The 21,543-nt window shown below is 70.6% G+C and carries 14 protein-coding genes; 13 read left to right on the top strand and 1 reads right to left on the bottom strand.

Annotated elements, in window-relative coordinates; all coding sequences use genetic code 11:
• Positions 1–45: 45 nt before the first annotated feature.
• The 7 genes from ACFPCY_RS21340 to ACFPCY_RS21310 all read left to right on the top strand — a co-directional run bounded on the left by ACFPCY_RS21340 (position 46) and on the right by ACFPCY_RS21310 (position 13,111).
• Entirely contained in the window at positions 46–672 is a 627-nt protein-coding gene (locus ACFPCY_RS21340; RefSeq protein WP_378257757.1) for a DUF4352 domain-containing protein, read from the top strand.
• Positions 673–751: 79 nt separating this feature from the next.
• Complete coding sequence (locus ACFPCY_RS21335) at positions 752–3,331, top strand: HelD family protein (protein WP_378257755.1); 2,580 nt, start codon at positions 752–754, stop codon at positions 3,329–3,331.
• A 221-nt stretch (positions 3,332–3,552) separates the two neighbouring features.
• A complete protein-coding gene (locus ACFPCY_RS21330; protein ID WP_378257753.1) occupies positions 3,553–5,073 on the top strand; it encodes a TIGR02677 family protein in 1,521 nt (506 codons plus the stop codon).
• On the top strand, positions 5,070–6,230 hold the full coding sequence (locus ACFPCY_RS21325; protein ID WP_378257751.1) for a TIGR02678 family protein: 1,161 nt from the start codon (positions 5,070–5,072) through the stop codon (positions 6,228–6,230). The genes ACFPCY_RS21330 and ACFPCY_RS21325 overlap by 4 nt, the downstream gene beginning before the upstream one ends.
• Positions 6,227–10,444, top strand: a complete 4,218-nt coding sequence (locus tag ACFPCY_RS21320; RefSeq protein WP_465251229.1) for a TIGR02680 family protein — start codon at positions 6,227–6,229, stop codon at positions 10,442–10,444. Before ACFPCY_RS21325 ends, ACFPCY_RS21320 begins: the two co-directional genes overlap by 4 nt.
• The gene (locus tag ACFPCY_RS21315; protein ID WP_378257747.1) at positions 10,441–11,745 is read left to right on the top strand and encodes a TIGR02679 family protein; all 1,305 of its coding nucleotides are present in this window, start codon (positions 10,441–10,443) and stop codon (positions 11,743–11,745) included. Before ACFPCY_RS21320 ends, ACFPCY_RS21315 begins: the two co-directional genes overlap by 4 nt.
• A gap of 166 nt (positions 11,746–11,911) precedes the next feature.
• Complete coding sequence (locus tag ACFPCY_RS21310) at positions 11,912–13,111, top strand: MFS transporter (protein WP_378257745.1); 1,200 nt, start codon at positions 11,912–11,914, stop codon at positions 13,109–13,111.
• Here ACFPCY_RS21310 and ACFPCY_RS21305 read toward each other — a convergent pair.
• A complete protein-coding gene (locus ACFPCY_RS21305) occupies positions 13,058–13,474 on the bottom strand; it encodes a limonene-1,2-epoxide hydrolase family protein (RefSeq protein WP_378257743.1) in 417 nt (138 codons plus the stop codon). The two genes, ACFPCY_RS21310 and ACFPCY_RS21305, sit on opposite strands and share 54 nt — an antisense overlap.
• A 62-nt stretch (positions 13,475–13,536) precedes the next feature.
• Here ACFPCY_RS21305 and ACFPCY_RS21300 point away from each other — a divergent pair, with 62 nt between their 5' ends.
• The 6 genes from ACFPCY_RS21300 (at position 13,537) to ACFPCY_RS21275 (ending at position 21,369) form a co-directional block, all read left to right on the top strand.
• Entirely contained in the window at positions 13,537–16,683 is a 3,147-nt protein-coding gene (locus ACFPCY_RS21300) for an AfsR/SARP family transcriptional regulator (protein WP_378257741.1), read from the top strand.
• 325 nt (positions 16,684–17,008) lie between these two features.
• Positions 17,009–18,556 carry an MFS transporter gene (locus ACFPCY_RS21295; protein WP_378257739.1) on the top strand — a complete coding sequence of 516 codons (1,548 nt, stop codon included), beginning with the start codon at positions 17,009–17,011 and terminating at the stop codon, positions 18,554–18,556.
• Positions 18,557–18,664: 108 nt separating this feature from the next.
• A complete protein-coding gene (locus tag ACFPCY_RS21290; RefSeq protein ID WP_378257736.1) occupies positions 18,665–19,570 on the top strand; it encodes an SPFH domain-containing protein in 906 nt (301 codons plus the stop codon).
• 3 nt (positions 19,571–19,573) lie between these two features.
• On the top strand, positions 19,574–19,837 hold the full coding sequence (locus ACFPCY_RS21285) for a type II toxin-antitoxin system antitoxin (protein WP_378257734.1): 264 nt from the start codon (positions 19,574–19,576) through the stop codon (positions 19,835–19,837).
• An 11-nt stretch (positions 19,838–19,848) separates the two neighbouring features.
• Positions 19,849–20,481, top strand: a complete 633-nt coding sequence (locus ACFPCY_RS21280) for a GOLPH3/VPS74 family protein (RefSeq protein WP_378257732.1) — start codon at positions 19,849–19,851, stop codon at positions 20,479–20,481.
• 210 nt (positions 20,482–20,691) lie between these two features.
• On the top strand, positions 20,692–21,369 hold the full coding sequence (locus ACFPCY_RS21275) for a lysophospholipid acyltransferase family protein (RefSeq protein WP_378257730.1): 678 nt from the start codon (positions 20,692–20,694) through the stop codon (positions 21,367–21,369).
• Positions 21,370–21,543: the final 174 nt, after the last annotated feature.

The raw sequence follows: 21,543 nt of genomic DNA, 5'->3' as shown, positions 1-21,543 counted from the left end.
AGGACGACCGGAACGCCCTGGCCGCCTGACATTCACGGAGAAGCCATGTACCCCACCCCTGAGCAACGGCAGAAGAAGAACGGATGTGGCAAGGGCTGCCTGATCGCCGCCGGAGGCGCGCTGGGCCTGTTCGTCCTGCTGGGCGCCTGCGGAGCCATCATCGGCAGCGCCGGCAAGGGGCACCAGAAGCCCACAGCCGAAAGGAAGCCGACGGCCACCGCGACACGCGTCGAGAACTCCGAGAAGCCCAAGCCCTCCCCCACCCTCACCAACGGGATCGGGCACGAGTACCGCGACGGCAAGTTCGCCTTCACCGTCACCAAGGTGAAGAAGGGCATCGACCGTGTCGGAGATGAGTACCTCGGCAAGTCCGCACAGGGCCAGTTCGTATTCGTCCACCTGCAGGTGGCCAACATCGGCAGCCGAGGGCAGACGTTCTTCGGCAGCAACCAGACCCTGGTGGACACCGAGGGCCGCAGGTTCGAGGTTGACGACGAGGCCGCCGCCTACCTCGGCGAGCGGGCCAGGTCCCTTTTCGAGCAGATCAACCCAGGCAACACCGTCAGCGGCATCCTCGTCTACGACGTTCCGAAGGGCGTCCGGCTCCACGAACTGCGCCTGCACGACTCGTTGTTCTCCCGAGGCGTCACCGTTCCCCTCGGGAACCGCTGACCGCCGCGCGTCATCCCAACTTGATCATCGAGCGTCTCCACTACAGCCCACAGCGCACCTTGAGGGAAGGGAGCCGGGTTTGACCGACCGGGCAGCCGTGATCGCCGCCGAGCAGCGCGCGGTCGACCACGCCTACGAGTGCCGGGCACGCGCGGAACGGGATCGCCGTGCCCAGGTCGCCGCGCCGTCCACGGCGACCGACGCCAAGGCGGGCACCTCCATCATCCCCGACGTGCCGCCGGAGCTGGCCGCGACCGGCGACCTCGGCGACGCGGCCCTGGTCACCGGGCGGGTCGAGTTCGTCGAGGACGGCACCGAACGCTCGCTGCTCATCGGTCGCCAGTCGGTCTTCGGACCGAATCGTGATCTGGTGGTGGCGAACTGGGCGTCCCGGCTCGTCAGGCAGTGGATGGTCGCGACCCCCGCTGATCCGGGGGATCTCCTGCTCCGGCGCCAGCTCAGGTGTCACGGGCGCATGGTCCGGGACTACTTCGACCAGTTGTCGGTCGCGCGCAAGCGGGTTACCCCGGAGGACGGCGCTGCCGAGAGGGTCGAGCCTGTTCCGGCGCAGCGGAGCGAATCCCCCGAGGAGGAGATCGAGCGGCTGCGCGACTACCTGCTCGACGACCTCGGGCGCGCTCGTGACGGCGCGATGCGCGACATCGTGGAGACCATCCAGCGCGCCCAGTACCTGTTGGTGTCCGACGAGCGAACCGGCGCACTGGTCGTCCAGGGCGGGCCGGGCACCGGGAAGACAGCCGTGGGACTCCACCGGGTCTACTACCTGGTGTTCAACAACGTCTTCGCTACCGGAGACGTCCTGGTCGTCGGGCCGCACAAAGGGTTTCTCCAGCATGTGCGCGACGTCCTCCCCCGACTCGGAACGCGCGGTGTGGCCCTCGCGGAGCGCGACAGGCTGTGGGGGAAGGCGGACGCACATGATCCCCTGGCCGCACGGCTCGTCAAGTCGTCCGCCCGGATGGCCGAAGTGCTGCGGGGCGGCGTGGCGGACTTCGGCGGTCGCAGGGCGCTGACTCGTCTCCTCAGCGATGGCGAGTTCCGGCTCGTTTACCAGGGTGTCTTCCTGGCGGTGCCGCAGGCCGAACTGGAAAGTCTGCTGACCTGGGAGAGCGGCCCCTACCGGGCGCAGCGGCCCGCCTTCGGCAACCGCCTGGTGGATCTGCTGGTCGAGGCATACCGCGCGGTGCGTCCCGGCCCTCTGGACCCCGGCCTGCGCAAGCAGTTGGAGCGGCATCCGCAGGTTCAGAAGGTCGTCAACAGCGTGCGACCTCAACTCAGCGCCGAGCAGGTCCTGCGTGCCCTACTGACGGACGCGGACGTCCTGAACAGGGCTGCCGAGGGGATTCTGGATGACGAGGACCAGCGAGCGATCCTGCGGGAGCGGCGCGCCAGGATGTCCGACGAGCCCTGGTCGCTGGAGGACCGGATCTGCCTGGACGAGCTGAGGTTTCTGCTCACCGGTGACGTACCGGTGCGGTACCGGCACCTGGTGGTGGACGAGGCGCAGGATCTCACTCCCATGCAGGCCCGCGCCTTGGCCCGGCGCTGCCCGTCCGGCTCGATGACCGTGCTCGGCGATCTCGCTCAGGCGTCCGGACTGCACCGGTGGGACACTTGGGATGATCTCGCGAAGGTGCTCACCGGTTCGCGCGAATGGCACCTCGAACAGCTCTCCGTCGGATATCGGGTGCCACGCGAGGTGATGGAACTCGTCGCGCCGCTCGCCACCGCGGTCGCACCCGATGTGGTGTTTCCCACGTCGATTCGTCCGGCGGGTGAGGACGCGGTGACGTTCGTCGAGACGACTTCAGAAGACCTGATCGCCCGTGCGAACGAACGGGCACGCGCACTCACCGACGAGCAGCGGTCGGTCGCCGTCGTCGTCCCCGACGGGCTGGTCGATGCCGCGCGCGACGGGATGGACGAAGGTGTGCGCGTACTTCGCGCCGAGGAGTGCAAGGGCTTGGAGTTCGACCATGTGATCGTGGTCGAACCCGCCGACGTCGCCGATCGGCGTCCGGGTGGCCTCGGGTTGCTGTATGTCGCACTGACCCGGTGCACCCAATCGTTGACTGTGGTCCATGCGCGGCCGTTGCCACGTGAACTTGCTCCCTCCGTAGGAAAGGAAGAGGCGCCGATGCCCACGCCGATGGCGGACTTCGCGGCCGTGCTTGAGAAGACGGTGGCGGTCGAGCGGGAATGTCACGTGCACGAGAGTGTCCGCTACTCGCTCGTCGCCGAGTTGCACGCCTCGAGGATGTCCCCTGATCCCGCCTCCTCCATCGCCGACCTGGTCTGCGATTCACCGGCGGGACGGGTGCTGTACGAGGTCCTGGGCGAGAACGGTCACCGGTATCGCGCGATGCGCGAAGCCGTACTGCGCCTGATGGAGGTCGAGCGTGTGACCGGCGAGCCGGCTGACCACCGGGCGGTCGTCCTCCCCCAACCGCCGGAGCAGCCCTGGTCCGCGGAGGTGCTGCGCGAGGTGTTCGGTGTCTCGGTCATTTGGAAGGACGGCACCGGCTGGCAGGGAGATCCGATCGTCCCGTCCCGGCGGTCGCCTGGCACAGACTTCGGCGAACGCGGGATCGGCGAGGACGGCTCGCCGATCCCACGGCTGTTGGCCACGAGCAGGTAACCCGCAAGGCGGTGTTCGGCATGACACCGACGAGTTGTGTTCAGACCGTCGCACACGGCCGGCTCCGAGCCGGTCGAGGACCGGTTAGCGAACCCGGGCGAGCGGAAGGTCGGCACTATCCGGTTTCGACGAAACCTACTTGGGGCCCGGCCGGGAAATACTCGCCGTCAATCGACGGGATCCGGGGATTTCGTCCATGTAGCGGCGTACGGTGAACAACCGTGGACAGGGTGCGTTCGCCGGATCTGGAGCGGTTGATCGCTTATACGTACCTGACGGTGCCGGAGCGGGAGACCCACCTGGCGATCATGCGCGTCTTCGCCGGCACGCTGCTGGCCGATCTGTCGGCGCATGATGTGGCCGAACGGCTCGGTGCGGGGATCTCTGCGGATACCGTGGCGGTTCGGCTGGAGCAGCTCGCCGACTGGGGGAACCTCATCCGCAGTTCGCGGCCGGTGCGCGCGACCAGCATCCGCGAATACCAACGGGTGCGGTCTCGATACCAGATTTCGGCGCTGGGCGAGCGCGTCCAGCGGCAGGCGGACGAAATCCTGGCCAGCGCGGACGCTGCGCGCGAGGTGAGCCGGGAGCTGCTGGCGCTGGTCGCGCGCGGACTGGCCGAGCTGGTGGAGGCGAGCGCGGCGCCCGGTGGCGTCGCTCCGCGTGAGGGCCTGGAGCGGGTCTCCACAGTGTTCGCGCAGTTCGAGTCGTTCGCCGAGTCGGTGCGAGACTTCTACGCCTACCTGGGGCAGGTGATCTTCCGGTACGACTTGGACAGCGGGGAGTTCACCGGGTTCAAGGAGCTGCTGCTCGATTACGCCGAGACCATTACCGATGATGTCGCCCATTTCGCGCCGCAGATCCAGGAAAGCCTGACCTGGCTACGGCCGCGGTTGCCCGCGCTGCTGTCGCGGCTCGACGAGGCCGACCATGGCCTGGCGGGGCTGGCGGAGGCGGGTGGAGTCCAAGTGCAGCGCAGTCGGGGCCGGGAACTCTCCGACTGGGACGGGCTCCAGGCCTGGTTCTTCGACCTCTCCGGCGAGGGCAGTCAGGTGGACCAGCTCCGGGACGCGACGTTGCGGGCGCTGCAAGCACTTTTGGCCAATGCCAAGCGTATGATCCGGTCGTCCACCGGCGGGATGTCCCGGCACTGGGACCTGCTGCGGCTGGCGCGGTGGTTCGACCAGGCCGACGATCAGACGGCGCACGATCTGTTCGTCGCCGCGTTCGGGCTCTACAGCGCCCGTCATCTCGGGGTCGCAGACGCCCCGGACGGCGATGTGCCCGCGACGACGAGCTGGTGGGACGCCGCTCCGATCGCGGTGCCGGTGACGTTGCGCGAGCGTGGCGACCGGACGGCACGTGGCAGGACGGCCGCTCCCGAGGACTACTCGGTCCAGCGTGATCGGTTGCGTCGCGAGGCCGAGGAACAGGCCGCGAGACAACGGGCGGCGGCTGCCGAGCTGCGCGCCGCCGGGCCCGATCCGTCCGGGGTCCGATTGTCGGAGTCGGCGCTGCGGCTGCTGCTCGACCTGCTGGCCAGGGCGCTCGGCGGTGCCCCGCCGCGGTTCACCGACACGGTGGTTGAGGACGACGACCTCGGGCTTCGGCTACGGCTCGTCCGGAATCCAGGGCGTGAAGTGCAATTGCGGAGCGCGGACGGCGAACTCGTTCTGGACGGGCTGCAAGTGGAGGTCACTGGTCTCGCAGCACCGGACGACCGGCAGGAGGAGACCGGATGAGCGATCTCACGGCTGAGCTGGCCGCCGAACGACGTGCGGCGGCCAGGCTGCTGCTGCGCTGTCCCCTGGTGACGGCCGAGTCACATCCGGACGAGTTTCCGCTGATCAGAAGGCACGCCGAGGATCTCGCCAGGCAGTTCGGGCAGATTCTCGGCTATCGGCTGGCCGTGGAGTCCGGGTTCGCCCGGCTGCACAAGGCCGGTCTGGGCGACAAGGCCGGGCGTGAGCTCCGCCGCGCCTCGGACGCGCCGTTCACGCCACGCACCTACGCCTATCTCGCGCTCACGCTGGCGGTGCTGGTGACATCCCCGGAGCAGTTGTTGCTGTCCGAGATCGTCGCGCGGGTGCGGGCGGCGGCGGCCGAGGTGGCGCTCGAGCTCGGCGAACCGAACCGGGCCATCGAGCGGCGGGCGCTGGTGGCCGCACTCCGCCAGTTGACGGCCTGGCAGGTGCTCTCGGAGGTCGACGGGGCGGTGGAGAGCTACGTCGGCGACGCCGAGGCCGAGGCGTTGCTGACGGTGGACCGGGAGATCGCGCGACGGCTGGTCAGCGGGCCGATCGGGCGAGTGTCGTCGGCGGCCGAGCTCATCGCGCTCGCGGCCGTCCCCGAGCAGGCCGGTCCTCGGCACGCGGTACGGCGCAGGCTGGTGGAGACGCCGGTGGTCTACGTGGCGGACCTGACCGAGGACGAGCGGGACTGGTTGCGCCGCAACCAGCGCCGCGAGCAACGAATCTTCGAGGAGTTCCTCGGCCTGGACGCCGAGATCCGGGCCGAAGGGGTCGCGTTGGTCGATCCGGAAGACGAGCTGAGCGACCTGGAGTTCCCCGGGACGGGCACGGTGCCGTGGGCGGCGTTGCTGCTGGTGGAACGGCTCGCGGAGGGCCGTCGCAGGCCGGAGCGCGAACAGCTCGCCCTCGACGCCGAGGACGGTCCGCCTCCGGAGGTGAGGACGACGCGAGAGATCGACGTGCTGTTGGGCGAGCTCGTCCAACGGCATCGGAAGGCGTGGGCCACACGGTTCACGGCGGCCCCCGAGGCCTTGCGGGAAGCCGTGCTCGGCCTGCTCGTCCGAATGTGTCTCCTCGAACAGACCGAGGACGGATGGCGACTGCTCCCGGCCGCCGGACGCTACGTTCCCGAGGTGCGCTACCGATGACCCGTACAAGCGAGGTCGGTCCGACTCCGCTAGGCCGCGACCCGCACCGGTTCCGGCTCACCCGAGCCGGAATCCATCAGGTGTGGCAGTACGACGAGGTTTTTCGCTTCGGCGGCGGACGGCTGCTGCTCCGAGGGAAGAACGGGGCGGGCAAGTCCAAGGCCTTGGAAATGCTGCTGCCCTTCCTCCTGGATGGCGACCAGCGGCGCCTGGACGCCACCGGCGGCGGCAAGACGACGCTGAAGTGGCTGATGCTCGACGGCTGGTCCGGCGGCACCAACCGGTTGGGTTACCTGTGGGTGGAGTTCGTCCGGGACACCGAGGACGGCCGTAGCGAACGGCTGACGTTGGGCGTGGGAATACGCGCATCCATCTCGACCGGGGACGCCCGGCCCATGTTCTTCGTCACGCCACGTCCGGTCGGTAACGGCGACGGTGAGCTTCCGCTGCATGCCCCAGAGCACCGGCCGTCCCTTGCCGAGCTCCGCGAACTGGTCGGTTCCGACTGCTGCTTCGAACGTGCCGCCGACTACCGCGCACGGGTCGCTCGCGAGCTGTTCGGGATTTCCGACCAGTCCCGGTATCGCAATCTCGTGCATCTGCTCTACGGCCTGCGACGGCCGACGATCGGGGACCGGATCGAATCCGGTGGCCTGGTGAAGGTGCTCGGGGATGCGCTTCCTCCCCTGGACGACGACGTCCTGGACAATGTCGCCCGCAATCTCGACGACCTGGACACCGTCCGCGCTGAGTTGGCCCGGCTGGAACGGACCGACGCGGCGCTCACCACGTTCCTCACGTCCTACAAGGGATACCTGCGCGGGGTGTTGCGGGAGCGCGTCGGACAGGTGACGACCGATCTGGACGAGCTGAGGGCGTGCCGGAAGCGGGCCGGGGACGCTGTGCGTGATCTGGTCTCGGCTCGGGCGGAAGAGGATCAGAAGAAGGCAGCGGTCGAAGCCGTCCAGGACGAGTGGGCGGAGGCCGACGCGGATCTGAATGCCCTTCGGGACAGCGCCGCCTACGGTGCCCTTCAGGAATTGCGGGACAGGCGGGAGACGGTCAAGGCGAAGCGCGAGACCGCGCAGGCGACGTGGACTGCGGCCGACTTCGCGCGCACTGCCGAGAGTGCTGCCGCCGCCCACCTGTCGGGCGAGGTCGAGCAGCTCGGGAGGGAACTGGGCGACCTGCGCACTTCGCTCGTGAATGCGCGGAGCCTGAGCCGTTCTTGCGGCGTTGACGACGCGCTGCTGGGTGACGCTCCGTCCGCTCGCGCTGAGCAGATCGCTGCCGCGTCTGAGGAGACGCTCACCGATCCCGACGGTGACGAGCGCGTGGTGAAGCGGCCATCGGTTGCGGTTCTGGGCGAGCGGATCGGTGCGGAACTCACGGCCTGGGGTGAACGGCTCGGCGAGGCGGGTCGGGTGGTGAAGGCGCGGCGGCGGGCCGCGAAGGCGTTGCGTGAGCAGTTGGCCAAGGTGGCCGCAGCCGAGGAAACGGCGCGCGCTCTCGGGCAGGCCACCGAGACGGCGGAGAAACAGCTGGACGACTCAGGCGGGCGTGAGCGGGACCGCGGTACCGAACTGGTCGCCGCATCGGAGAAGTACGCCGCTGAAGTCTGCGCGTGGGCCGCCCGGTTCCCCGACCACGATCCCTCGGGTCAGGCTGTTGGCGACAGACTCACCTCGCTGGTGGCAACCGGTGGAGTGGAAGGACCGCCCGCCGAGCTGGCCCTGGGGCGGGACGTCCCGGAGGCGGTGGCACACGCTGCCGAGGAGATCGCCGAACCCTGGTCGAGGGTCTGGGAGGCGGAACGCGACGACGCGCTCAACGAGGAACGCGAGCTGTCGTCGGAGTTGGGGAGTAAACGCGCCGAGTATGAGCGTCTTGAGCGCAATCCCGAACCGGAACCCGATCGCAGCCGGTTTTCTACTGCGGCTCGCATTCCGGGCACCGGAGCTCCGCTGTATCGGCTGTTGGACTTCTCCCCCGATATGGACGACACGGAACGGGCCGGGCTGGAAGCGGCGTTGGAGGCGTCCGGTCTGCTGGACGCGTGGGTCAGCGCGGACGGAACGGTTCTGGCGGCGAACGAGCGCGATGTGCTGCTGATTCCAAATCCTTCACCCGTTCCCGCGAGGTCGCTTGCCGAGGTCCTGCGTCCTGTTCCGGGACATGGGGTGAGTGAACGGACGGTGGGTCGCGTCCTGGCGTCGATCGGGCTCGAGGAGACCCCAGAGGCGCAGTCGTGGATTTCCACGGACGGACGTTGGCGGCTGGGCGTGGCCCGTGGCGCCTACGGCAAGGAGGAGGCCGAGTTCGTCGGTGCCGGCGTGCGAGCGCAGACCCGGCGACGCAGGCTGGCCGAGCTGGCCGCGGCGATCGACGCGCTCGGCGACGCCTTGAAAGCCGTCCGGGAACGGCGCAAGACCATCGAACGGCGGCGTGAGGAGCTTCGCCGGGCCCTGCGGGAGGCTCCGCGCTCCGGCCCGCTCACGTCCGCGTGGACGGCGTACGAATCCGCTGTAGCGGAGACCTCCCGGCTCAGCGCCGAGCTGTCCCGGGCTCGTAAGGACGCAGAGCAAGCACGGGCGAAAGCGGTCCGGCTACGGACCCGAGCCGAGGCGAGCGCCACAGCCGACGGCTTGCCCGTCGATCCGGAGAAGCTGAACCTGTTCGACGGCGAACTGACTCGGCTTCATTCGACGCTCGATGTCCTGGTGCAGAACGCCGGGAACTTGGGGCATCGCCTCAGTGCGCACACCGGCAGGCTTGCGGCATGGCAAGGAGCGCGCCAGAAGAGGCGCGCCTCCGAGGGCAAGTACGCTTCCGCCCGGTCCGCGATGCTGTCCGCGCAGCGTGAACTGGAACAACTGGAGCAGTCGGTCGGGGCGTCCGAGCAGGACCTCATCGACCGCGAGCGCGAGGCGCGGAATCGTCGCGACAGCGCAGTCGCCGTGCTTTCGCAGCGCCGGGACCAATACGAGCAGGCACGTGACACCCGTGTCCAAGCCGAAGCCAGGAGCGAGGAGAAGGCCACCGCCCTGGAGGAGCAGGAAAAACGCGCGGTGGAGGGCAGCGACAGACTCCGTGGACCGCTGGGGATGCCCGGACTGCCATTGGCCGCCGAACTGGGTGACGTGAGCGCCGCGCTGGAGGCCTACGACTCCGTCCACGACGCTCCGGCCCGGACTCGCATCACAGCTCTGCGCGCCCTCGCCGACGACATCGCGGGACGGCTCGGCTCGGCGTCGGCCGACATCGGCGGTTCGGCGATCCTCAAACGTTCGGACGAGCTCCGCGACGGTCTGGCCGGGGGCTACGACGCCGGGATCGAGGAGATCGACGGCATCAAGCGGTTCTGGCTGCACGACGACAGCGGCGCGCACGACGTCGCCGCGGTCGGCGGGCGGATCCGCACAGCGGCCGAGCAGGCTCGGTCGCGGTTGTCGTTGCGCGAACAGGAGGTGTTCGAGCGTTACCTGCTAGGCGAGCTCGGCGACCACCTGTCACAGCAGGTGCTCGCGGCTCACCAGCTGGTCGACGCCATGAACCGGATACTGGACGACGTCCGCTCCTCGCACGGAATCGGGGCCAGGCTGGTCTGGGAGCTGCCGCAGGACGCCGACGCCGACGTGCGGTCGGCCGTCGAGTTGCTGCGCAGCCCGGCCGCCCTGCGCACCCGCGACCAGTCGACACGGCTGCGTGAAGCGTTGCGCCGTCGCATTGAGGACGCTCGGCTGGCCGACCCGTCCGCCGGATACGCGACGCATCTGCGCACAGCGCTGGACTATCGCACGTGGTTCGCGTTCAGGGTGAAGGTGACCGACGCGGCGCGGCCGGACCGGGAACGGGTGCTGAGCCATCGGACCGCGCTGAGTCAGGGCGAGCAGCGGGTGGTGTCGTACCTGGTGCTCTTCGCGACGGCTGCCGCGCACTTCTCCTCACTGGCGGGCTCGGCTCCGCACGCGCCCCGCCTGATCCTGCTGGACGACGCGTTCGCCAAAGTGGATGAGCCCACACATGGCCGGTTGCTTGGACTGCTCGTGGACCTCGACCTGGATTTCGTCATCACCAGCGAACGGCTGTGGGGCTGCTTCCCCACGGTGCCGAGCCTAGAGATCTACGAGTGCCTCCGCGACCCGCGCGTACGCGGCGTGGCGACCGTCCATTACACCTGGACTGGCAGCCGCAAGCGGCTGGTGAGCGTGTGAGGTCCGAGACCCGCGCCTGGCTCGACCGTCCCGAACTCGCGCGACTGTGGGATCGCCTGCGCGACCGGCTGGAACGCAACGGTCTACGTGCGCGGGGACGGTTGCGTCTGGAGGAGGTCACGGCCGCCGAGCGCGAAGCCCTTTCACTGCTGTTGGGGCGGCCCTGCACAGGCTCGGTGATCTCATTCGAGCTGGCCCATTTGGATGATCGGCTCCATTCGGGGGCCGCCGAAGCCGGTTTGGTGGACGTCGTCGCGGAACTGCGCGGTGAGTTGACGGACCGTCGGGCGCGCAGTGAGGAGCGACGTTCCGCGTCGGCTCGGCTGTGGGCCGCCGCTGACGAGGCGCTGCGCGCGCACGGCTTCGATGGCACAGGGTGGGCGAACGCTTGGCTGGAGGAGATCCGGCGCGGGGGCGCACTCGCCCGGGTTCGGCCCGAGCAGGCCGAAACGCTGCTGGTGCAAGCGGTCAACCTCCTCGCCGAGCTGGACGTCCCCGCGCGGCTCGGACCCGACGCCGTTCCGGCCTCCGACTCGTCCCCACGTTTACTGCGGGTGGGGCGAGGAGAGCTTGCCGCGCGGGTAACGGGTACCGCCCACGGTCTGGACGACGACACGCTGCTGTCGCGGCTCGTCCTGCGCGGGCTGGCCAGGGTTCATGACGTGCCGTTCCCGCCTGACGCGCCGTCCCGCCGGGAGCTGTGGGAGAAGGCCGGGGTAGCGACCGACCGGGTGTCCGGAACCGTCCTGACTTTTGGGCTGACGCCGCTCGACGACGACCTGGACGCGCGGTGGCTGCGGGAGCGCTCGGCTGCGGGGGCTGAAACTCACCTCACGCTGCGCGACCTGCACCGCATGTCCTGGAAGCTGCCCCCGGAGACCGAGGTGTACGTGTGTGAAAACCCCCGCGTGGTGGAGGCCGCGGCTGATCGCGGGGCGGGTCGGCCCGTGGTGTGTCTCTCCGGCAATCCGTCCAGTACCGGCCTCGCACTGCTCGATGCCCTGACCGGTGCCGGAGCGCTCCTGTACTACCGGGGGGACTTCGACTGGCCGGGGCTCGCCATCGCCAACCGGGTCATTTCCAGATACGGCGCGCGGCCATGGCGGATGGGAGCCGCCGATTACGAGGCCCATGTCGCGATCGCACGGAAACGCGGGACTCCGTTGCCGCCGCTCGCGGGTGAGCCGGTTGAGGCGTCGTGGGACGCGGAACTGACGCCCGCGATGCTGGCCTTGGGCGTCACGGTGCATGAGGAGACGGTTCTGGAGCTCCTGGTGGGAGATCTTCAGGCGGACGATTAGGCGTGGGCGGCGGCATTCATGACGGCGCCAAGGGGAGCAGGAGGATTCCAGGGCCTCTATGAGTGGCGGAGGAGGCTCTCGGAGACGTTGGTGCGGCGGGACGGCTCGCCGATGCGCACGATGACCCTTGACTCTTACATCGATGTGAGAGTTTAGCGTGCGGCGCATGAGACGGAACGGATGGGTGCTCGCGGCGTTGGGCGTGAGCGTGTTCGTGGTGGGGACTTCGGAGTATCTGGTCGCCGGGCTCCTGCCCCAGGTGGCCGGTGACCTCGGGATCTCGGTGGCGACGGCCGGGCAGGCGGTGACGGCGTACGCGGTCGGGGTGGTGCTCGGCGGGCCGTTGGTGACGGCGGCCACGGTACGGGTGCCCCGGCGGGTGCTGGGCGTCGGACTGCTGGTGTTGTTCGCGGCCGGGAACGGTGTGTGCGCCGTCGCGCCGGACTTCGGGGTGCTGATCGCGGGGCGGGTGGTGGCCTCGTTGAGTCATGCGGCGTTTCTGACGTTGGCCCTGCTCATGGCGACGCGGGTGGTGCGGCCGGAGCGGACCGGGGCGGCCATCGCGGCCGTCGCGGCCGGGTTCTCGGTGGCGACGCTGCTGGGAGTTCCGATCGGGGTGCTGGTCGGTCAGGAGGCCGGCTGGCGCGTGCCGTTCGCGCTGGTGGCCGGGCTCTCGCTGGTGATGGCCGTGGCGCTGGGGGTGCTGCTGCCGCGTGGGGATCGGGTCGAGACGCGGATCCGGGACGAAGTGCGGGCCGTGGTGTCGCGGCCGGTGCTGCTGGTCGTCGGAACGACTGCGGTGGGGATGGCCGCGGTGGCGACCGTGTTCACCTATCTCGCGCCCTCGCTGCGGGACGTCGCGGGGTTCGGAACCGCGACGGTGTCCGGGCTGCTCGTCCTGTACGGGCTTGGGAGCCTCGTGGGTGGGCTCGTCGCGGGACGGGTCGCCGACCGGTCGTTGAGCGCGGCTGTGCGGGGGACGTTCGGCGGGCTGGCGGTTGCGCTGACGCTGGTGTCCTTGATGCTGCCGTGGAAAGTGGGGGCGGTCGTGGCCGTTCTGGTGTTCGGGCTGCTGGCGTCGTCGTTGACTCCCACGTTGCAGAGCCTGTTGTTGCGTCATGCAGGTGATGCTCCGACGCTGGCCGTTTCGGTGAACGTCGCGGCGTTCAACATCGGGATCGCGCTTGGTGCGGTCGTGGGCGGTGCGGTGGTTTCGGGGGCCGGGACGCGCTGGACCGGGATAGCGGGGACGGTGTTGAGCCTAGGCGGGCTCGGATTGTCCTATCTGGCGCTCCCCCGCACGCCCGAGAGGTCAGCGCTTGGTGGACAGGCGCGACAGGAGAGCCGTATAGGCGCCCTTGGCTGAGGCCGCCAGGACGGTCGGCCAGTCGAAGTAATCGCGCCAGAGGGCGATGCGGCCGTCGCGGAGTTCGAACGTGCCGCAGACCCAGAACGCGGCTTCCCAGGGTCCCGCCTTCAGGACGTCGGTGCGTTCGGTGAGAACGGTGTCGCCGTTGGCGGCGATGTTGTGGAGGCGGGCCTCGAAGCCGGTTCCGTAGCGGGCCATGGTGCGCATCTGGCGTTCGAACGCTTTGCGGCCTCGGGCCGGGGGCAGCGGGACGTTCTGGTAGACGATGTCGTCCGCGCAGTAGGTGAGGGCCCGGTCGATGTCCAGGTCTTCCAGGGCGGACAGGAAGTCGGTGACGGTCTGGAGGGGCGTTTCACTCATGGCTGGCCTTCCGTGCGTCGTTGCCTCACCGTAGCCCGCGTCCGATACGAGAGGATTGGGGCATGGAGTTCGGTGTGCTGGGGCCGGTCGAGGCGTGGGTCGACGGGGAGAGCGTGGCCGTAGGCGGGCCTCGCGTGCGTGCGCTGCTGGCCATGCTGGCGCTTGCGGCCGGGCGGGTGGTCACGTCCGAGCACCTGATCGACGGGCTTTACGGGGAGGACGCGCCTGCCGGGGCCAGCAACGCCTTGCAGTCGCAGGTCTCGAGGCTGCGGCGCGGGCTGGGGGACGCGTCGCTCATCGAAGGGCATCCGGCTGGTTACCGTCTGTGCGTCCCTGAGAAGCACGTGGACGCGTTGCGGTTCGCGGAGCTGGCTCGGGACGGTCGGCGGGCGCTCGACGGCGGAGAGGCCGCTTGGGCGGTCGAGGTGCTGGAGGAGGCGGTCGGGCTGTGGCGCGGGCCGGCGCTGGCGGACGTCCGGGTGGCTCCCTTCGCCGAGGGGCAGGCGGCGCGGCTGGAAGAGGCACGGGTCGCGGTCGTAGAGGATCTGGCCGAGGCCCAGATTTCGGCTGGGATGCCAGGCGCTGCCGTGGAACGGCTTCGGCAGCTTGTGGAGACGCATCCGCTGCGCGAGCGCGCGCAGGGGCTCCTCATGCGCGCGCTGTACGGCACCGGGCGGCAGGCGGAGGCGCTGGAGGTCTACGAGAACGCGCGGCAGGTCCTCGCTGACGAGCTCGGAGCCGATCCGTCCAGCGAGCTGGCGGATCTGCATGTGGCGATCCTGCGTGGCGACCTGGAGAAGCCCGCGCCGAAGGCGGAGCCGGTGGACGCGGCTCTGGCGCTGAAGGAAGAGCTCGGTACGGACGTCCGGACGATTCCCTCGCAGCTGACGAGTTTCGTCGGCCGGGACGACGAGTTGCGGCGCATCGACGAGATGCTGGCGCACGGGCGGCTCGTGACGCTGCTCGGTCCCGGTGGCGCGGGCAAGACGCGCTTGGCGGTGGAGGCCGCGACCAGGCGGGCCGGTGAGGTCTGCTTCGTCGAACTCGCAGCGGCGAGCAGCGCGGCGGAAGTGGCTCCGGCCGTGATCGGAGCGCTCGGGCTACGGCGGGACGAGCAGGTCGCGGATCCGGTGGATCGGCTTATCGCGGGCCTTGCGAAACGACGGATCCTGCTCGTGCTGGACAACTGCGAGCAGGTCGTGGAAGAGGTCGCGCGGCTCGCGCATCGGCTGCTGACGTCCTGCCCGGAACTGCGCGTGCTGACGACCAGCCGCGAGGCGCTCGGAGTGACCGGCGAGACGTTGTGCCCCATCCCGCCGCTCCCTCTGCCTCCGGACGACGCGGGCGCGCACGAGGCGGCGGACTTCGCGGCGGTCAAGCTGTTCGCGGAGCGCGCGGCGGCGGTACGTCCCGGGTTCGCGGTGGACGAGGAGAACGCGGCCGACGTCCGGCGGATCTGCGCGGCGCTCGACGGTCTTCCGCTGGCGATCGAGCTGGCGGCGGCACGGTTGCGGTCGCTGCCCGTCGCGGAGGTCGCGGCACGGCTGGACGACCGGTTCCGGCTGCTTTCCCGCGGAAACCGGGCCGCCGCGCCCCGGCACCAGACGCTGCGCGCGGTCGTCGACTGGAGCTGGGACCTGCTCGACGAGGACGAACGCGCCCTGGCCAGGCGGTTGTCGGTGTTCGCGGGCGGCTGGACGCGCGAGACGGCGGAGGCGGTCTGCGCTGTTCCGGACGCTGAGGAACTGCTCGAAGGGCTCGCCGAAAAGTCGCTCGTCCGGACGTCGGACGGCGTGCGCTTCCAGATGCTCCAGACGATCCGGGCGTTCTGCGCCGAGCGGCTGGACGAGGCCGGGGAGACGTCCGAGCTCCGGGCCGCGCACGTCCGGTACTTCCTCGACCTGGCCGAACACGCCGACCGCGAGCTGCGCGGGCACCGGCAGCTGGAATGGCTGGCGCGGCTGACCGACGAGCACGTCAACCTGCACGCGGCGCTGCGCTACGCGGTGGCCGACGACCGGCGGAACGCGATGCTGCTGGTCGCGGCGCTGTCCTGGTACTGGTGGCTGCGCGGACGGGTGGACGCCGCGCCGCTGGTCGGCGAACTGCTCGACCGGATCGGCCCGGACGTGCCGTCCGACCTGGACGAGGAGTACGTCCTGTGCGTGACCAACGCCGTGACGGCGGGGGCGTCCGGGCCGCGCGCGGCGGCCTGGCTCGAACGGGCGAACGCCCTGGTCAGCGGCATCGACCATCGGCTGCGGCGGCCGTCGATGATGGTCGTGTGGGCGCTGACGGCGGGTCCGAAACCGGATGAGATGCCCGACTACGCGGCCTGGATCGGGGACGATCCGTGGACGCAGGCGCTGGTCAAGATGAGCGACGGGTACATGTTGCAGTTCCGCGGGAAGCTGCGGGAGGCGGAAGCCTCCTGCGCCGCCGCCGTCGAGGGTTTCCGAGCGCTCGGTGACCGCTGGGGCGTCGCGAACTCCCTCGACCCTCAGGCGTACATCGCCGACCGGCTCGGCGACCGCGATCGCGCGCTGGAGCTTCTGAACGAGGCGCTTACCCTCACCCGGGAGCTGGGCGCGCTGGAGGACACCGCCGACCTGCTCTCTCGGCGCGGCGGAGTGCACCTCCACAACGGCGACCTCGCGGCGGCGCGCGCGGATCTGGAAAGCGCGCGTGAGCTGAGCCTACGCGCGGGCACGCCGGACAAGACCGCGGCCGCGTACCACGGTCTCGGCCAGATCGCGCGTCTCAGCGGAGACCTGGCGGAAGCGAAACGGCTGTGCGAGACGGCCCTGCACGGATTCACGTCCGAACGCTTCCTCGCGGTGGCGACGCGAGCGGCGGCGATGGTCGGGCTCGGCTGGATCGCCGAAGCCGAAGGTGACCTCGTGCGCGCACGGGAACTGCACCGGGAAGCCTTGTCCTTGGCGTTCGAACACCCCATCTTCATGCATCGGGCGGAAGCGGCACTCGGCCTGGCGGGCGTCGCCTTCGCTGAAGGGGATGCCGAGCGCGCGGCGCTGCTTCTCGGGACCTCTACGGCACTCGCTGGGGTGAAGCCTGCGGGTGACCCGGACTTGACGCGAATCGAGAACGGCGTCCGCGAAGCGATCGGGGATGTCGCGTTCGAGAAGCTCTACGAGCGAGGAGCGTCCCTCTCCCCCGAAGACGCCAAGGCCACCGCCCTCAACAACTGAGGCGTGCCAGAACGAGCCGGCCCGCCCCCGCGCCCGCACGAGCCCACCCGCCCCGCATACACGAGCACGTCCGCACCGTGCGCGCACGAGCCCGCCCGCACCGCGTCCGCACGGGCCGCGTCCGCACGGGCTGACGCGCACCGTCCCTGCACGAGCCGACGCGCACCGCGCACCCGCGGACCGCGGACCGCGTACACAAGCCAACTCCACCGCGTGCACGAGCCGACCCGCACTGCGCGCACGAGCCCGCCCGCACCAGCCGTGCACCGGAGGCGGTGCGTGGTTGGTGCGTGGGTGGTGAGCGCCCTGGCCGAGAGTCCGGGCCATGGAAATCACAACCGCTCGTAAGTGGGGCACCTTCGCGGTCTGCGCGCTGGTGGCGATCGTTCCGAACATCGACCTGACGGCGCTGAACCAGGCGGTGCCGAAGCTGTCGGCGGACCTGCGGCCGTCGGCGACGCAGATCCTCTGGATCGCCGACGCGTACGGGTTCGTCCTGGCCGGCCTGCTGATCACGATGGGCGTGATCGGGGACCGGATCGGGCACAAGCGGCTGCTCATGAGCGGTGTCGCGCTGTTCGCCGTCGCGTCGGCGGCGACCGCGTACGCGCCGTCCGCGGAGTGGCTGATCGCGGCGCGGGCGGTGCTGGGCGCGGCCGGGGCGACGCTGATGCCGTCCGGGCTGTCGCTGGTGCGCCGGGTGTTCGTGGAACCCAAGGAGCGCACGATGGCGGTCGGCCTGTTCATGGGCGTCGGCGGCCTGGCGGTCGGCCTCGGGCCGGTGCTCGGCGGCGCGCTGCTGGACGACTTCTGGTGGGGCTCGGTGTTCCTGATCAACGTGCCGGTGATGGTGCTGGCGCTGGTCGCGGGCCTGCTGGTGCTGCCGGAGTCGCGGAACCCGAACCCGGGACGGCTGGACGTGCCGAGCGTGCCGCTGTCGGTCGCCGGGGTCCTCGGCATCGTCTACGCGATCAAGGAGACGGCCGCGCACGGGGTGGCGCACGCCCGGATCGGCGTCGCGGCGGGTGTCGGACTCGTCGCTCTGGTCTGGTTCGTCCGGCGGCAGCTGACGGTCGCGCACCCGCTGATCGACATGCGGCTGTTCCGCCGCGCGGCGTTCACCGGGGCGGTCGTGACGAACCTGTTCGCGATGTTCGCCCTGGTCGCGCAGTCGCTGATCTTCTCGATCCTCTTCCAGATGGTGTTCGGCTGGTCGCCGCTGCGGTCCGGGCTCGCCGGCCTGCCCGGCGCGGTCGCCGCGATGGTCGGCGGCGCGGCGCTGGCCCCGCCGCTGATCAACGCGATCGGCCGGGCCCGGACGGTCGCGCTCGGGCTCGCGGTCGCCGCCGCGGCCTTCGCCGGGTTCACGCTGGTGGACGCCCACACGGCCTACTGGACGCTGGTGCTGCCGATGGCGATGTCCGGGATCGGGATGGGGATGGCGCTGACGGTCACCGGCGACACCGTCCTCGCGTCGGTGCCGAAGGACCGGTCGGGCGCCGCGTCCGCGATCTCCGAGACGGCGACCGAGCTGGGCGGGGCACTCGGGATGGCGATTCTGGGCAGCGTCCTGACGGCGGTCTACCGGGACCGGATCACGGTTCCGGACGGGATCACCGGGCCGGCCGGGCACGCCGTCCGGGACTCGCTGCCCGCCGCGCTCCAGGCCGCGGCCGGTCTCCCCGCGCGGCTCGGCGCGCAGGTCGCGGGCCTCGCGCGGGACGCCTACGTGGACGGCATGCACGCCGCCCTCGTGTGCAGCGCCGGGTTCGCGGCGCTGGTCGCGGTGGCCGCGCTGGTGACGCTCCGGTCCGTCCCGAAGGTCATCGAGGAGGACGGCGCATCCGAACCGGAGCTCGAGAACGCCCGCTGACCTGGTCCGATCCGACCGTGCGGCCCGCTCCGGCGGGCCGTCGGCGCGCCCGCCCTAGAAAAAGTGATATCACTTTGCTAGATTGGTGCCATAGCCAAGGAGGCACGGATGGAAACTGCACAGGTCGAGATGCCCCGGCCGAAGGTCGCCGAGCGGCCCGCGCGGGACATGAACGGGTGGCCGATGGCGGGGCTGGCCCTGCTGCTCGTCCTGGCGGGCATCGCGGCGTTCGTCGGCGGCGTGGCGTCCCACGGCGCGGGATCGGTGGTCTCGGCCGTGGTCGGAGTGCTGGTCCTCCTCGCGGGGCTGGCCGTCGCCGCCGGACTGACCGCGGTCGCTCCGGGCGAGGCGCGGGTGCTCCAGCTCCTCGGCCGCTACAGCGGCACCGTCCGGACGGACGGCCTGCGGTGGGTCAACCCGATCACCGCGCGGCGCCGGGTCTCCACGCGGATCCGCAACCACGAGACCGGCCACGCGAAGGTCAACGACCTGGACGGCAACCCGATCGACATCTCGGCGGTCGTCGTCTGGCAGGTCGAGGACACCGCGCGCGCCGTGTTCGAAGTGGACGACTTCGTGGAGTTCGTGGCGTTCCAGACGGAGGCGGCCGTCCGGCACATCGCCGGGAGCTTCCCCTACGACGCGGCCGACCGCACGTCCCTGCGCGAGAACGCCGACGAGATCACCGCGCAGCTGTCGGAGGAGATCGCGCTGCGCGTGGCGTCCGCAGGGGTGCGGATCGTCGAGTCCCGGATCACCCGTCTCGCGTACGCGCCGGAGATCGCCCAGGCGATGCTGCGCCGCCAGCAGGCGGGCGCGGTCGTCGCGGCCCGGCAGAAGATCGTGGACGGCGCGGTCGGCATGGTCCAGCAGGCGCTGACGAAGCTCGACGAGGAACAGGTGGTGGAGCTGGACGAGGAGCGCAAGGCCGCGATGGTCAGCAACCTGCTGGTCGTGCTCTGCGCCGATCGCGACGCCCAGCCGATCGTGAACACCGGCTCGCTCTACCAGTAGCCCGTGGCCACCGAGCGCAAGAAGATCCTGCTGCGGCTCGATCCCGCCGTGCACGACGCGCTGACGCGGTGGGCCGGGGACGAGTTGCGCAGCACCAACGCCCAGATCGAGTTCCTGCTCCGGCGCGCGCTGGCGGACGCGGGCCGGATGCCCAAGGACGCGGGACGGATGCGACGGCCGGGACGTCCGGCCAAGGACGGCGAGGACGGCGGCGACGGAACCGCCGGGACGGCCGAGGGATCCGACGAGGATCCGGCCGGAGAGTAGAGGCGAGTCACATGGTCGAGATTCCGGACACACTGCCCCAGCGGATGTTCCTGCTGGCCTACGACACGCGCAAGCAGCGGCTGGCGCTGCGCGGCGAGCGCCTCGGTTACGTCCTGCGCGCCGCCGCGCTCACCGAGCTCTTCCTGGACGGACGGCTCGGCGAGGAGCGCGGCAAGCCCGTCGTCGGGACGGACGGTCCGGACCCTTACGGCGTCGTCGCGCAGATCAGGGCCTCGCGCCCGCGCGCGTGGCAGCACTGGGTGCGCAAGGACGCGCGCGCCATGGTCCGGACGGTCCGGGACGAACTGGAGCGGGGCGGCTGGATCAGGCTGCGTCCGCGCCGCGTGCTGCTGTTCTTCCCGGCCACAACGATCGAGGTCCGCGACCCGCGCGTGGTGAAGGAGCTGGCCGGCGGCGCGTCGGCGGCTCTGCGGGGGCGTCCGGTCGCGCACGTGAACAGCCTGGACGCGGCGGCGGTCGCGCTGGCGGCGGCAGGCGAGGTCCGGACGGTCGTCCCGCGGTCCGAATCCCGCCGGAAGCGCGACCGAATCGCCGAACTGACGGCGCGGAGCGGCCCCGCCGCCCCTGGCCTGCGGAAAGCCGTCCGTCAGCAACGCGCCACCGCCGCGAGCGCGGGCACCTGAGCCCTCAGGAGCGTCGCTCGGCGCGGACGGACATGGCTACCAGCCGGTACGCATCGCGGAGGCATGCGTACCGGCTGTCGCGTGTCGTACGACCGGCAGGTTTGGGACGGGAGCGCCCGCGCAAGTGCGGAACCCTACAAGGATCTCGGCGTCCGGCTTGTACTGAGGCGGCAGGGCAGGCATTCGCGGGCAGAACCTAGCGTTTCGGGCATGGACCCCGAACGCCTGATCTATCCGCTCACGAAGTACGTCCTCCTCGGACCCGCGCTGCGGGTGGCGTTCCGGCCCACGGTCTCGGGGGTGGAGCACGTTCCCCGCTCGGGACCGGTGATCCTCGCGGCGAACCATCTGGCGGTGTGCGACTCGTTCGTGGTGCCGCTGGTCGTCCCGCGCCAGGTGTTCTTCCTCGGCAAACAGGAGTACTTCACGCGCCCGGGGACGCTGGGCAGGGTGCAGGCGGCGTTCTTCCGAGGCGTCGGCGCGATCTCCGTGGACCGCTCGGGCGGGCGCGCGGTGGTGGCCGCCATGGACGCCTCCGCGGAAGTCCTGCGGCGAGGGGGCGCGTTCGCGATCCACCCTGAAGGCACCCGCTCCCCCGACGGACGCCTGTACCGGGGCCGCACCGGCGTCGGGCGGCTCGCGCTCCGGACGGGCGCGCCGGTGGTTCCGATCGGGATCATCGGCACCGATCGGGTGCAGCCGCGCGGCCAGGCCATTCCGAAGCCCGGACGCGTGGAGATCCGGTTCGGCGCGCCGCTGGAGTTCAGCGGCGCCGAACGGGACCGGGAGGCCGTCCGATACGCGACCGACCAGGTCATGCAGGCGATCCAGAAGCTCTCCGGACAGCAGTACGTGGACTCCTACGCGCCCGTGCAGGGCCAAGGCTGAGCCGGAGGTGAGCCGGGGCCGAGCCGGTCGTGAGCCCAGGCCGAGCCGGTCGTGAGCCCAGGCCGAGGCGGTCGTGAGCCCAGGCCGAGGCGGTCGTGAGCCGGTCGCCAGCCGGCGCTGGGTCGGTCTGAGCCGTGGGCTGAACGGCGGATATTCGTTCGCGATCGTCGTTCG

Origin of the sequence: Actinomadura gamaensis (assembly GCF_042652125.1) — a bacterium.
Taxonomy (GTDB): Bacteria; Actinomycetota; Actinomycetes; order Streptosporangiales; family Streptosporangiaceae; genus Spirillospora; species Spirillospora gamaensis.
The sequence above is the reverse complement of the archived record's forward strand: the minus strand, read 5'-3'. Positions and strand labels throughout refer to the sequence as shown.